Source organism: Corynebacterium sp. HMSC072A02 (genome assembly GCF_001810085.1).
Taxonomy (GTDB): Bacteria; Actinomycetota; Actinomycetes; order Mycobacteriales; family Mycobacteriaceae; genus Corynebacterium; species Corynebacterium hesseae.
The window spans coordinates 128,842-141,368 of sequence record NZ_KV799862.1 but is presented as its reverse complement, the minus strand read 5'-3'; the positions used below and the strand labels follow the sequence as shown (position 1 = coordinate 141,368).

Sequence of the window (12,527 nt, the reverse complement as noted above, 5' to 3'; positions counted from 1 at the left end):
AGGCTAGCGCACCGATGCGAAATCGGGGACATCGAAATCTGCGATCAGTGGCACGTGGTCGGAGGTCTTGTCGCCGGCGCGCTCAACCATATCCACCTGGGCACCTTGGACCAGGTGTGCAAGCGGCTCGCTGGCCAGCTGGAAATCGATGCGCATGCCCTCGTTCTTCTGGAAGCGCAAGGACTTGTAATCAAAGTAGGTCCAGCGGTCTTCCTCGGTGAAGCGGCGTGTGACTTCCTCAAGCCCGGCTTCCTCCAACATCTGGAAGGCCGCGCGCTCCGGTTCGGTGACGTGTGTTTTGCCGCGGAAGAGGGACATATCCCAGACGTCCTCATCGCGCGGAGCAATGTTGAAGTCACCCGTGAGCAAGAGTTTCGACTGCGCGCGGGTTTCCACATAGCGTGCCAGCGCGTAGAGGAAGTCCAGCTTGTAGTCGTAGTGCCGGTCCGTGATTTCGCGCCCGTTGGGAACGTAGAGGGACCAGATTTCAATCCCGCGTATGAGGGCCGAGACCGCCCGGGCCTCGCGCGCCTGATCCTTAGCGGGATCTTTGTGGAACCCCGGCTGACCGGGGAAGAAGGTCTGGACCTCCTCCGGCTCCTCCTTAGACAGGATGGCCACGCCATTCCACTGGTTCAGCCCGTGGCAGGTGACGTGGTAGCCAGCCTCTTCAAAAGGCTCGCGGGGGAACTTCGCATCCGCCACCTTGGTTTCTTGCAGGCAGAGCACGTCGATGTCGTGCTTGGCCAGAAGATCCACCGCGCGCTGCGCGCGGGTGCGAACGGAGTTGATGTTCCAGGTAGCGATGCGCATGTGGTTTAGGGTACTTGAGGCAGGCGGCGGGCGTAACGGTGGCGGTGCTGCTCTAAGAAGCCGAGCTTCTCGTAGAGGCGAATTCCCGCCGTGTTGTGCGCCACGACCTGCAGGTAGGCCTTCTCTGCGCCCTGTGCCTTGCCCCAGGCCAGCATGTGCGCGCCCAGCGCGGTGCCCAGGCCCTTGCGGCGCCAGCCTTCGGCCACCTCCACGGCGGAGTAACCCAGCCACACGGTGCCGTCACCGGATTCGGTGAGCGTGCCGCGCGTAATCGCGATGGTCTCACCAGCAGGGGAGAGGAGGCGTCCGAAGCCCATCGTGCCCTCAATGTGGCTGCGCAGGTACTCCAGCGCCAGCGGTGGCAGGGCTTGGCCGCGGAAGTGATAGAGGTTGAGCCACTCGGCATCGGGTTGCTCATCGATGACGAAGTGGACGTCGGAAAGCGCCGGCAGCTCATCCAGATCTCGGACCATCACCAGGATTTCCGGCTCGAGCTCCCACGCTTCGGGCGATGCCGCCACGAGCTTCTCAGCAGACTTGCCGATGCGCTCCGGGATGGCCAAGCGCACCGGAAGATCGTGGCGTGCATAGAAGGCTTCAATCTCATCGAAAGGCACCGGAAGGAAACCCGCAGAAGGTCCCAGCGGCACCGCCGAATTGGAGCGGCCCGTCACGCCATCGCCCGCGCGCATGAGCCACTGGCCATCGGAGGTCCACGTGTGCTCCTTGCCCGGGAAAGCGGCTGCGGTGGCCACCTCGACGGCGCGGATATCGGAGTTGCGCACCGTGCGCGGGGAGAGGCGCTTAATAATCTTGAGCTGCTCCGGCGGGATCTCTACTGCGTCAAGCGAGGAGGGGTAGCCGCCCACCTCCTGTGGGCGGATGACCAGCGGATCGACGCTGAGCACGTGCCCAATCACATCGCTGTGCACGCCGCCGAAATCGCGCCGGGCCACCACGCGCTCGCCCACCTGGACGGCATCGGAGCGGAAGATGCGGGACATTAGTCCTCGTGCCCGAAGGGGTCTTCGTCCTCGCCCGGAACCCAGGTGAGGCCGGCCTCGGTCCAGCCGTTGCGCTTAATGGCCTTTTTGGCCTGGCGCTTGTAGCGGCCGGTGAGCACGTCGGTGTAGACGAAGCCGTCGAGGTGGCCGGTTTCGTGCTGCAGCATGCGCGCGAAGAAGCCATAGCCCTCGATGGAGATGTCCTCGCCCTTTTCGTTCTTGCCGGTCACGCGGGCCCAGTCGGCGCGGCCGGTGGGGAAGCCCTCGCCCGGAACGGAGAGGCAGCCTTCGTCCTCGGAGCCGTCGTCAGCCGGCATGGTCTCCGGGATCTCGGAGGTTTCCAGCACCGGGTTGATGACGCAGCCGCGGCGCATGCCGCCTTCCGGAAGCTCGGTGCCATCCGGCCCGTCGGTGTCGGGGCAGTGGTAGACAAAGAGGCGCTTGTTCACGCCGATTTGGTTTGCGGCCAGGCCAACTCCGTGTGCGGCATCCATGGTTTCGTGCATGTCCGCGATGAGCTCCTGCAGCTCGGGGGAGTCGATGGGCTCGGTGACCGGCTCGGTGGGGTTGTGGAGGACCGGGTCGCCGTGGATAACGATGGGACGAATAGTCATGGAATACAGTTTAAGCATGCATTCCCTGTCAGACCTAGACGCCGCGATTTTGGAGTTCGAGTCCCACGCCCCGCGCGATATCGGCGCCAAGGACGAGGCCATCCGCACGCAGCTGGACATTACTCCGGTGCGCTATCACCAACGCCTCAACGTGCTGCTCGACAACCCCGCCGCGCACGCCTCCTACCCGTTGCTGGTCACCCGTTTGCGCCGGCTTCGCGACGCCCGCGAGGGCATCCGGCGCGCCGCACGCGACAATGCGCCGGACTAGGGCTCGCAGATACTAGAGTGGCCAATGTGACTAATGTGAATCCGGAAAACTCTGCCTCGTCCGCTGACCGCGCGCGCCACGCCGCCGAGTCCGACTCGGCCGCCGCCCCGGCCTCCGCTAGCAAGCTCCCGCTGCGTGGTGTCGCCATGGTACTCATCGCCGTGGCCGTCATGCTCGGCATGTGGGCTCTGTACGCCATGACCTCGGATAGCTCCGAGGACACCGCCCAGGACGCGCCCGCCAACGACGCCGCCGTGTCCGGACCTGCCACCGGTGGCGCCGAGGGCGACGCCCATACCGGCGGCGCTGCGGGCGAAGCCGACAAGACCAAGGACGCCGACGAGAACGAGCGCCCGGCTGATACCGACGCCGACTCGGAGAACGCTGCTGAGGCCGGCGCTGAGCATGGTGAGAACGCCGAGGCCGGTGCACCCGCAGGCAATGCCGATCGCCCGCAGGCGGAAATCCCCGTCAACGTCTACAACAACTCCGGCCGCGTCAACTACGCCGCCGATGAGGCCGAGCGCCTCAAGAGCGAAAAGTTTAAGGTCGCCGAGGTAGGAAACATCAGCGATGAGGTCCTCGTCGCGCCGAAGACCACCATCTTCTTCCCGCAGGGTGATGCCGCGGCCGAGAACCTGGCTAAGGAAGTCGCCGCCCAGTACTACGGCGGCAACGTTCCGGCAGAAGCCATTGCGCCGTACCCGGCCGAGCTGACCGGGGATTACACCAAGGGCGATGCCGTCGTCGTGGTCCTCGCCGTTCCCCAAGCCTAGGGAATAAAAACTTATTAAATTCACCCTGTTGGTGGATAGGATGAATGGGTGAATATTCCGGAAGAGAACTTCGCCCGTTCACCCGAGCCCACGCTGGGCGTTGAGTGGGAAGTTGCCCTCGTTGACCCAGTGACCTGGGATCTCGTGCCGCGCGGCGCCGAGCTTATCGACGTTGTCCGCGCCTCCCACCCCTCCGTGCACCTGGAAAAGGAATTCCTCCAAAACACGGTGGAGCTGGTGACCGGGGTGTGCCGGACGGTGCCGGAGGCGATGGGGGACCTTCGGGCGTCGCTCAGCGCAGTGCGTGAGGCGGCCGATTCCATGGACGTGCGCCTGTGGGCCTCGGGCGGGCACCCTTTTACGGACTTCCGGAAGAACCCCGTCTCCGCCAAGGAGAGCTATTCCGAAATCATCAACCGCACCCAGTACTGGGGCCAGCAGATGTTGCTGTGGGGCACGCACGTGCACGTCGGCATCAGCCACGAGGAACGCGTGTGGCCCATCATCAACGCGCTGATGACGAAGTACCCTCACCTGCTGGCCATTTCTGCCTGTTCGCCGGGGTGGGAGGGGCTCGATACTGGCTATGCCTCCAACCGCACGATGCTCTACCAACAGCTGCCCACCGCGGGCATGCCCTACCAGTTTGAGAATTGGGAGCAGTGGCAGGCCTACATGCGGGACCAGGCTATTTCGGGGGTCATCAACCACACCGGCTCGATGCACTTCGATGTTCGCCCGGCCTCCAAGTGGGGCACGGTGGAGGTGCGCATTTCCGACGCTGCCTCCAACCTCCGCGAGCTTTCCGCCATCGTGGCGCTGACGCACTGCCTGGTGGTGCACTATGACCGCATGATCGACGCGGGCGAGAAGCTGCCGACTCTCCAGCCGTGGCACGTGGCGGAGAATAAGTGGCGCGGTGCGCGCTATGGCATGGACGCGCTGGTCATCACCTCACGCGAGACCGATGAGCGTTGGATCAAGGATGAGCTGGCGGATCTCTTGGTGGAGCTGGCCCCGCTGTCCGAGGAGCTGGGCTGTGCCCGGGAGCTGCAGTTGGTGCAGGAAATCATCGATTCCGGGGCGGGCTACGAGCGCCAGCGCCGCCTGTACGAGGAGACCGGCAGCTGGCAGAAGGTGGTCAAGGCCACCGCGGATGAGATGGAGCAGCTGCTGCCGCTCTAGCCTGAGTACCGAACGATCAATCAAGGCCCGGAAACTGATGGTTTTCCGGGCCTTAATTGATCGAAACGTCCTTTTGGGAAGCTGCCTCGCCTCGACGAGGACGTTTCGATCAAATAGTGCGCTAAAACGGGCGGGTTTTGCCCCCTTATTTGATCGAAACGTCCCCTAGCTCTCCGCCACCGCGCGCTTGCGCGGCGCGACGAAGCCCCACACCGCGTAGACGGCGATGAAGGCAACGCAGGACAGCGTCCACAGCGAGGTCGCCCACGGCTGGAAGGACTCGATCGCATCGAGGTTGGCCGTGGACATGGTGAACCACACTGGCACCGACATAAACGGCAGCGACACCACGAACAGTGCCGCCACGGAGGCGAGGCCGGCGAGTTGCTCGCCGAACTTACCGGACAGGCGCGCGCTGAGCGCCTGGTTGACCGATACGAAGACCATGACCACGAAGGGGATGGTCCACACGAAGTGGTGGTACCACGAGAAGGGGGAGACCAAGCAGGTGCTCAGGCCCGTCAACGCGAAAGCCGCCGAGCGGTTGCCGCGCAGGTATGCGGTGCGAAGCGCCAGGCAGGTAAGCGCAAAGACCACGATGACCGCCAGCAGCCACCAGATGCCGCCGTCGACGCCTAGAACGCGGTACATGAGCGAGCGCAGCGACTTCGCGCCGGGGTTGGCGTGCTCGCCCACGCGGGAGGAGTTGAACATGGCGTCGGTCCAAAAATCCATCGCATCGGGCACGAAGAGGAAACCGAGCACGACGGTCACCAGGAAGGTAATGACCGCCCCCGCGGCGGCCCACCAGCGCTTCTCAAAGAGCAAAGCCAACCCCATATAAGCCGGGGTCAGCTTGATTCCCGCGGCCAAGCCAATACCCACGCCCGGCAGGCGGCGCTTAATCGGCAGGAAATCTAGGGCCACGAGCAGCATCAAGAATACGTTGACCTGCCCGTAGTACAGCGAGCCGTGCATCGCCTCATTCGCCGGGGTCAGGGCGGTGAGCAGCACCGCTACCAGGACGGCCGCCGGGGTCACCTTCATGCCCCGCTCACGGAAGATCATGATGATGATCGCCAACACCGCCAGGAACATGAGCGAGGGCCACATAAAGGTCAGCGCACCCTTGCTGAAGAAGGGCAAAACCTTAAACAGCAAACCCGCAAAGGGCGGGTAGGTGAAGGGGAATTCGAAGATATAGGGGGCGTCGTAAAGCAGGCCGCCCGCGTTGAGGTCTTCGCCCGCCATGCGGTAGATGGAGAGGTCGAAGGGGAGGATATTGATGAAGGCATGGGGCCCATCGAACTGGCTGAACTTGTACACCATCACAGCGATGCACAGCGCGAGGACAGCGCATATCGTTGGTACGCCTTGCAGCTTCTTCACGTCGACTCTCCTCGGATGACCACCAATTATTGCCTTTTGCAGCCTATATTAATTCCCCCTCATTTCCTGGGAGAAGGCGCCCGTGTCCCTACTTTCGGCGCATCGAACGCGCGGCAGGGGCCTCATTGCGCAGCATTGACTCCGGCGGGCCGTACAGGCCCTCACGGCGGGCGATACGCGTGGTTCTTTGCGCGGTCACCGGGCTGGTGATCATGGCGAAAAGGACGAGCAGCACCAGGATGCCCAAGTCGCCGCGCTCAGCCACGCTGAAGCTCTCCGAACCCGTCACCTTGATGATGGCACCCAAAATCGTGAAGATGAGCCCGGTGGTTTGGGGTTTGGCAATGGCGTGCACGCGCGCCATCGTGTCCTTAAAACGCGCCACTCCAATCGCGGCCGCCAAGGTGAGTATCGAGCCAAGGAGGATGAGGATGATGGAGAGGATATCGGCAACTACTGCGTAACTCATGAGTCCCTCTTCCTAAAGCGAGTAACGGAGACCGTCGAAATGAACCCGAGGAGCGCCACGACCAACATCGCGTTGGAGACCGTCGTGTCCAGCGTCCAACAGATATAGGTGGCCAGGGCGCATTGGAACATGGCCACGAGCCCGTCCATGGCGATGAGCCGGTCAAGCGAGTTGGGCCCGATGACGATGCGCCACGTGGTGATGAGGAAGGCCACCACGAGGAAGCCCGCGGCCACGGTGAGTAGGATGTTATACACGTCAGTATCCATCAGGGGTGGCTCCTTTCGAAGATGGCAATCATATCGGCCTCCAGCTTGCGCACCGCCGCGATCTCACGCTCTAGGTGGGCTTCAGAATCGGCGTCGAGTAGGTGGATGGTGAGCATGCGATTCGCAATGTCGATATCAGACACGGTGCCGCCCGGCTGCAGGTTGTACAGGCTGACCGCCAGCGCCAGAACGAACTCATTCTCCAAGCGCATCGGGAGCCTGACAATCGCCGTCTTGGGCACCTCCTGCGGGCGCACCGCCAGCCAGCCCACCTTGATAGAAGCTTCCATCAGCTCCACAAACCACTGCACCATGAAGATGAAGAGTTTGCCCCAGCTCACCGATATCCCCGCCACGGGCATCGCCGGCAGCGGTAGCGCGAAGACGATGAACAGGCTGGCCAGCAGACCGCCCACCAGGTTCGCCACGGTGACTTCGCCCATGAGCATGCACCACATGACGATGATCCACACCATGAACCACGGGCGGAAGCGGTGCTTAACTCCGGAAAATCTCATCGGGACACCTCCTTTTCTTCCTTATCCACGGAGGTGGGCAATGCGGGCGTGGCGCTTGGCGACGTCCTCGTTGTCGGCGCCACCGGCTCCGGATCCGGGAGGGGCTCGCTGCGGTTCTTCCGCGAATCGGCGCCCTCCTCGTAGCGTTCGGCGGGGTCCAAGTGCCGCGTTGGGTCCTCGGCGGAATCCCCCAGCACGGCGTAGCGGTAGATGGAGTCATCCTGTGCGGACGTCGCCGCGCGGGTGGTGACCCCGGAGATGGGGCCGGCGAGGAAGGTCATCGACACTGAAGCAATGACGAGCAGGGACGTGGAGGCCAGCATGCCGAAGGGCACGCGGCCGACATCGGCGCGCTCCTCCAATTCGACGTACTCGGTGACCTCCCCGAGCGGGGAGGGCCGCGCCATGGCGAGGTTGCCTTCGGGGGCATCCCTGCGGTCACGCAGGAAGCCCTTGGTCCACACGAGGATCATGACGTAGAGGGTCAACAGCGAGGTGAGGACCGCGCCGCCGATGAGCACCCACGACATCCAGGAACCCTCGTTCGCGCCGGCCTGGATCAACATGATCTTGCCCAGGAAGCCGGAGAAGGGCGGGATGCCGCCCAGGTTCATGGCCGGGATGAAGTACAAAATGGCGATGAGCGGTGCGGAATAAATCAGCGAGCCCAAGCGCCGCAGCGAGGATGTGCCGGCTTGGCGCTCGATGAGGCCTACCACCAGGAAGAGAGCGGTCTGCACCAGAATGTGGTGCACGGCGTAGAAGATGGCGCCCGACAAACCTTGCGCGGTGCCGAGGGCAACGCCGAAGACCATGTAGCCGATGTGGCTGACCAGGGTGAAGGACAGCAAGCGCTTGATATCCGATTGCGCGATGGCGCCCAAGATACCCACGAGCATCGTGGCCAGTGCGACCCACATGAGCAGGCCATCGAGGCCGCCGCCGGTGAAGATGGAGGTACGCGCGCGGATGATGGCGTAGACACCGACCTTGGTAAGCAGGCCCGCGAAGACCGCGGTGACGAGCGAGGGCGCGGTGGGGTAGGAGTCCGGCAACCAGGCATCGAGCGGGAAGATGGCTGCCTTGATGCCGAAGGCGATGAGCAACACGGAGAAGACCGCGGAGCGGGTACCGGCCGGGATGTCCTCCATCCGGAGGCCGATCTGGGCCATGTTCATCGTGCCCACCGCGGCGTACACATAGGCCAAGGCCAGCACAAAGATGAGCGAGGAAGCCATGGAGACCATGACGTAGCCCACGCCCGCCCGCACACGTGCGGGCGATGCGCCGAGGGTCAGCAGCACGTAGGAAGACACGAGGAAGATCTCGAAGCCTACGTAGAGGTTGAACAAGTCACCGGCCAGGAAGGACACGTTCACGCCCATGGTCAGCAACATGTAATTAGGCAGGAATACCGCCACCGGTTCGTCCTTGGTGCCATCGCGCACGCCCTGTGAGATGGCGTACCACATGACGGAGAACAGGACGACGGAGGAGGTAAAGAGCATGACCGTGGACAAACGGTCCGCCACGAGCGTGATGCCCACCGGGGCGTCCCAGCCGCCCACCTGGAGGGTCTGGATGCCGGTGGTATCCGCGATGAAGATCAGGGCGGCGTTGACCGCGGCCAGCGTGAGGAGGGAGAAGAAGGCGATGCGGCGCTGCGCATGAGCATTGCGCGCAAAGAGCATCGCCAGCGCGGCCGCCAGGGCGGGGATGATGATCGGAAGGGGGATCAGAAAGCTGACGTAGGGCAGCAGCAGGTTCACCAGGGGTGAGATAGTTTCACTCATCGGTGGCCTCCTTCACGGGAGCCTCGAAGAACTCGGGGCCAAACTTATCGCCTTCCTTCGTGGTGCGGCCGGTGGTCGGATCATTGGAGGCGTCGTGGTCGGGGGCGGCCGAGGCATTGCCCGGGCGCGAGGCAATCGCCGCGATGGCGGTGTCCTCGGTGTCATCCTCAATCACGTCCGCGGTGCGGTAGCGGTATTGGCGGTAGGCCAACGTGAGGATGAAGCCGGTCAGCGCCATTGAAATGACGATCGCGGTGAGGATCATCGCCTGGGCCAGCGGATCGGCGATTTCTTCGCCATAGGGCAGGGAGGTCCGGCCGTCGATAGGCGGCGAGCCCGCCTTGCCGCCGGCCATGAGCACGAAGAGGTTCGCGCCATTGCCCAGCAACAAGATGCCGAGCAGCATCTTGGTCATCGCGCGGTCCAGCAATAAGTAGACCCCGGCGCCGCAGAGCACGCCCGCAGCGAGCAGGAGCATGAGGTTGGCATCCATTAGGCGCGTCCTTTCTCTGCGGTGGCAGCTTTTTCTTTCTCTTTTTCTTTCGTGCGGCGTGCCAAGGAGCGAGCGCGGTCGCGGGCGCGTTGCTTACGCATCTCTTCTTCCTCATCGAGCTTGGCGCCCAAGGAGGACAGGACGTAGAGCGTGAGGCCGACGACGATGAGGTAGACGCCGGCGTCGAAAATCAGCGCCGAAGGCAGGGACACATCACCGATGAGTGGCACGCCGACCTTCGTGTACCCGGTGGTCAGCGGCGGGTAGCCCAAGAGCATCGGGGTGATGACTGCGCTGAGGGAGAGCAGCAGGCCGACCGCCATGGTGCGGCCGCCGTCGAGAGGCAGCGCCTCATCGAGCTCCGCGCGCCCGCCGGCCAGGTAGCGCAGAATCAGCGCCAAGGCCGCCACGAGGCCGCCGGCAAAACCGCCGCCGGGGGCGTTGTGGCCGCCGAAGAAGAAGTAGAGGGAGAGCACCATCATCGAGGGGAAGAGGATGCGGGTGCTCACGTCCACCATGAGCGAGCGGTTGAGCGCCTTCTCCGATTCCACACCCGCGGCCAGCCAGCGGCGGCCGGTGACCTGCAAAGTCGGGCGGCGGGAGGAGCGGGTGAAGCTCTGCGTGCGGTAGATCAGTGAGGCGATTCCCGTCGCCGCGATGATGAGCACCGTGATTTCGCCGAAGGTATCCCACGCGCGCAGGTCCACGAGCAAGACGTTGACCGTGTTGGCGCCGTGGCCGATCTCCTTGGCCAATTCCGGCATGTACTGCGAGATGGGTTCCTCGCGCCGGGCGTTGATGGCGAACATGCCCACCACGGTGACGGCCAGGCCCACGCCCACCGCCAGCCACGCGCGCAGGCGGCCGGATTTGGGGTCCTGCTTCCACTCGGTATTCGCCGGCATGCGGCGCAGCACGAGCATGAAGAGCACCATGATGATGGTCTCCACGAGGAGCTGCGTCAGCGCCAAGTCCGGCGCGCCGTGAAGCGCAAAGATGAAGGACAAGGCGTAGCCCGTCGCGCCGACCAGGATGACGCCGGAGAGGCGGTTATCCAGCACCGTGGCGGCGATGGCGGCGATGATGATGACCACCGCGGCGATGGCCTGCCAGGGGTTCTCGGCCACGATCATGTGCACGTTGGTGAGGTCGCCGCGGATGAGCATGACGATGGGCAGCACCATGAGCGTGGCAAAGATGACCGTGAGGTTGAACTGCAGCGAACCGCGCTGCGTGGAGGCGGTGATGCGCAGGGAGAGTTGGCGCAGGGCGTTGATGACGGCGTCGTAGGAGTCATCGGCCGAGCCCAAGGCCGGGTAGGTGAACTGGGCCTTCGTGAGGGCCTGGCGCTGCCAGTGCAGGAGAGAACCGGCCACGATGATGAGCACGGAGAGCAGCAGCGGGATGGTGAAGCCATGCCACAGCGCTAGTTCGGAGGCCTGCTCCGCCCCAAAGGTGTTGTCCAGGTGTTGCGTGATGCCGTGGGACAAAGGCAGTGGCAGCAGACCAAAGAAGATGGTCAGCAGAGTCAGCACCGTCGGAGGGATCCACAGGAAGGGGCCGATGTGGTGCATATTCGCTACTGCCTCAGAGGGCTCCTCCTGCCCCTTCGAGGAGAACGCACCCCAGAGGAAGCGCAGCGCATAGGCCATGGTCAGCGCGGAGCCGACGACGACCGTCACGAGCAGCATGTTGCGTGGCATGCCGACCAAGAGCTCCTCGTGCATGATCGCCTCGAGCGTGGCCTCCTTGGACACAAAGCCCAGCAGCGGCGGGATACCGGCCATCGACATCGCGGGGAGGATGGCCAGGATGTACAGCGCGGGTTTCTTCTTGCCCAGGCCTGCCAGCTTGTCGATGTCCCTCGTGCCCGCCGAGTGGTCAATGGCGCCGACGATCATGAAGAGCGCTGCTTTGAAGAGGGAGTGCGCAAAGGTCAGCGCCAGGCCTGCCTGCATGGCCTCGCGGGAGCCGATGGCGATGATGGCGGTGATAAAACCCAGCTGCGAGACGGTACCGTAGGCCAGAACCAGCTTCAGGTCGCGCTGCTTGAGCGCCATCCAACCGCCGAGCAGCATGGTGAACGCACCCAAGGGGATGACCACGAGATGCCAGGTGGGGATGTCATGTACCGAAGGCGCTAGGCGTGCGACGAGGTAGATGCCGGCCTTCACCATCGCCGCGGAGTGTAGGTAGGCAGAGACCGGGGTCGGCGCGGCCATGGCCCCGGGCAGCCAAAAGTGCGCGGGGGCGATGGCGGACTTGGAGAGCGCACCGCAGAGAATCAGCACGATGGCCACGGTGAGGAAAGGCGTGTTGGCCAGGTCCTCGGTGGCGGCGATATCGCTGAAGGACCACGCACCGGTCTGGCGGCCGAGGAGGGTAATGCCCACGAGCATGGCCAGGCCGCCGAGGACGGTGACCATGAGTGCCTGCTGCGCTGAGCGCCGGGATGAGGCGCGCTCGCCGTAATAGCTCACGAGGAGGAAGGAAAGCAGGGAGGTGATTTCCCAGAAGACATAAAGCAGCAGGAAATTATCGGAAATGACCAGGCCGTACATGGCCGTGGCAAAGCCCACCATCTGGCTGCCGAAGAGGGCCAGGCGGCGCCGGGAGTGGTCGAAATAACCCCAGCAATACAGCAAGACCAGCGCACCCACGCCCAAAATGATGAGGCTGAACAGCGCGGAAAGCGCGTCCATGCGCAGGTTAATCGTTAGGTGCGCGGCGGGCATCCAGTTGAGGTCGTATGCCAGCTGGTTGCCGTCGCGCAGCGTTCCGGTGGTGAGCTGCTGGAGCACCCAGAAGAAGCCCACCGCGGGCACGACGGCAAGGAGGCCGAAGGCGCGGCGGCCGAGATAGAAAAGGAGGAATGGAGCGGCGATGGTAGCAAGTACCAAGGCGCTGAAGAGAGTGAGCACGAGGTTGCGGTG

The 12,527-nt window shown here is 63.8% G+C and carries 13 protein-coding genes; 3 read left to right on the top strand and 10 right to left on the bottom strand.

All coding sequences use genetic code 11. The features are described from left to right. Positions 1–3: 3 nt before the first annotated feature. From HMPREF2698_RS09945 to HMPREF2698_RS09935, 3 genes are read right to left on the bottom strand one after another with little or no spacing between them, the layout of a single operon-like run. Positions 4–813, bottom strand: a complete 810-nt coding sequence (locus HMPREF2698_RS09945; RefSeq protein WP_070564172.1) for an exodeoxyribonuclease III — start codon at positions 811–813, stop codon at positions 4–6. A 5-nt stretch (positions 814–818) separates the two neighbouring features. After that, positions 819–1,817, bottom strand: a complete 999-nt coding sequence (locus HMPREF2698_RS09940) for an N-acetylglutamate synthase, CG3035 family (RefSeq protein WP_070564169.1) — start codon at positions 1,815–1,817, stop codon at positions 819–821. Next, positions 1,817–2,431 (bottom strand): peptide deformylase, encoded by a 615-nt coding sequence (locus HMPREF2698_RS09935; RefSeq protein ID WP_070522995.1) that lies wholly within the window; start codon positions 2,429–2,431, stop codon positions 1,817–1,819. Before HMPREF2698_RS09935 ends, HMPREF2698_RS09940 begins: the two co-directional genes overlap by 1 nt. Before the next feature lie 16 nt (positions 2,432–2,447). Here HMPREF2698_RS09935 and HMPREF2698_RS09930 point away from each other — a divergent pair, with 16 nt between their 5' ends. From HMPREF2698_RS09930 to HMPREF2698_RS09920, 3 genes are read left to right on the top strand one after another with little or no spacing between them, the layout of a single operon-like run. Continuing rightward, positions 2,448–2,702 carry a DUF3263 domain-containing protein gene (locus HMPREF2698_RS09930; protein ID WP_070564166.1) on the top strand — a complete coding sequence of 85 codons (255 nt, stop codon included), beginning with the start codon at positions 2,448–2,450 and terminating at the stop codon, positions 2,700–2,702. Between the two features lie 26 nt (positions 2,703–2,728). Beyond that, a complete protein-coding gene (locus HMPREF2698_RS09925) occupies positions 2,729–3,478 on the top strand; it encodes a LytR C-terminal domain-containing protein (protein WP_070564231.1) in 750 nt (249 codons plus the stop codon). A 48-nt stretch (positions 3,479–3,526) separates the two neighbouring features. Beyond that, complete coding sequence (locus tag HMPREF2698_RS09920; RefSeq protein ID WP_070564163.1) at positions 3,527–4,663, top strand: glutamate--cysteine ligase; 1,137 nt, start codon at positions 3,527–3,529, stop codon at positions 4,661–4,663. 165 nt (positions 4,664–4,828) lie between these two features. Here the strand turns inward: HMPREF2698_RS09920 and HMPREF2698_RS09915 are convergent, their stop codons facing one another. The 7 genes from HMPREF2698_RS09915 to HMPREF2698_RS09885 all read right to left on the bottom strand — a co-directional run bounded on the left by HMPREF2698_RS09915 (position 4,829) and on the right by HMPREF2698_RS09885 (position 12,515). After that, a complete protein-coding gene (locus HMPREF2698_RS09915; RefSeq protein ID WP_070532189.1) occupies positions 4,829–6,052 on the bottom strand; it encodes a glycosyltransferase 87 family protein in 1,224 nt (407 codons plus the stop codon). 88 nt (positions 6,053–6,140) lie between these two features. Continuing rightward, positions 6,141–6,521 carry a monovalent cation/H(+) antiporter subunit G gene (locus HMPREF2698_RS09910; RefSeq protein ID WP_070522648.1) on the bottom strand — a complete coding sequence of 127 codons (381 nt, stop codon included), beginning with the start codon at positions 6,519–6,521 and terminating at the stop codon, positions 6,141–6,143. Further along, positions 6,518–6,790, bottom strand: coding sequence for a monovalent cation/H+ antiporter complex subunit F (locus HMPREF2698_RS09905; RefSeq protein ID WP_010188770.1), 273 nt, complete (start codon positions 6,788–6,790; stop codon positions 6,518–6,520). The genes HMPREF2698_RS09910 and HMPREF2698_RS09905 overlap by 4 nt, the downstream gene beginning before the upstream one ends. Continuing rightward, complete coding sequence (locus HMPREF2698_RS09900; RefSeq protein ID WP_070532191.1) at positions 6,790–7,308, bottom strand: Na+/H+ antiporter subunit E; 519 nt, start codon at positions 7,306–7,308, stop codon at positions 6,790–6,792. The genes HMPREF2698_RS09905 and HMPREF2698_RS09900 overlap by 1 nt, the downstream gene beginning before the upstream one ends. After that, positions 7,305–9,101, bottom strand: coding sequence for a Na+/H+ antiporter subunit D (locus HMPREF2698_RS09895; protein WP_070532193.1), 1,797 nt, complete (start codon positions 9,099–9,101; stop codon positions 7,305–7,307). The genes HMPREF2698_RS09900 and HMPREF2698_RS09895 overlap by 4 nt, the downstream gene beginning before the upstream one ends. Continuing rightward, positions 9,094–9,594, bottom strand: a complete 501-nt coding sequence (locus tag HMPREF2698_RS09890) for a Na(+)/H(+) antiporter subunit C (protein ID WP_070564160.1) — start codon at positions 9,592–9,594, stop codon at positions 9,094–9,096. Before HMPREF2698_RS09890 ends, HMPREF2698_RS09895 begins: the two co-directional genes overlap by 8 nt. After that, positions 9,594–12,515 (bottom strand): Na+/H+ antiporter subunit A, encoded by a 2,922-nt coding sequence (locus HMPREF2698_RS09885; protein ID WP_070564157.1) that lies wholly within the window; start codon positions 12,513–12,515, stop codon positions 9,594–9,596. Before HMPREF2698_RS09885 ends, HMPREF2698_RS09890 begins: the two co-directional genes overlap by 1 nt. Between the last annotated feature and the right edge of the window lie 12 nt (positions 12,516–12,527).

What these genes read in the sequence shown, in the direction of transcription:
- HMPREF2698_RS09945 (WP_070564172.1), bottom strand. Translation starts at nt 813, where the DNA reads ATGCGCATCGCTACCTGGAACATCAACTCCGTTCGCACCCGCGCGCAG.
- HMPREF2698_RS09940 (WP_070564169.1), bottom strand. Translation starts at nt 1,817, where the DNA reads ATGTCCCGCATCTTCCGCTCCGATGCCGTCCAGGTGGGCGAGCGCGTG.
- HMPREF2698_RS09935 (WP_070522995.1), bottom strand. Translation starts at nt 2,431, where the DNA reads ATGACTATTCGTCCCATCGTTATCCACGGCGACCCGGTCCTCCACAAC.
- HMPREF2698_RS09930 (WP_070564166.1), top strand. Translation starts at nt 2,448, where the DNA reads ATGCATTCCCTGTCAGACCTAGACGCCGCGATTTTGGAGTTCGAGTCC.
- HMPREF2698_RS09910 (WP_070522648.1), bottom strand. Translation starts at nt 6,521, where the DNA reads ATGAGTTACGCAGTAGTTGCCGATATCCTCTCCATCATCCTCATCCTC.
- HMPREF2698_RS09905 (WP_010188770.1), bottom strand. Translation starts at nt 6,790, where the DNA reads ATGGATACTGACGTGTATAACATCCTACTCACCGTGGCCGCGGGCTTC.
- HMPREF2698_RS09900 (WP_070532191.1), bottom strand. Translation starts at nt 7,308, where the DNA reads ATGAGATTTTCCGGAGTTAAGCACCGCTTCCGCCCGTGGTTCATGGTG.
- HMPREF2698_RS09895 (WP_070532193.1), bottom strand. Translation starts at nt 9,101, where the DNA reads ATGAGTGAAACTATCTCACCCCTGGTGAACCTGCTGCTGCCCTACGTC.
- HMPREF2698_RS09890 (WP_070564160.1), bottom strand. Translation starts at nt 9,594, where the DNA reads ATGGATGCCAACCTCATGCTCCTGCTCGCTGCGGGCGTGCTCTGCGGC.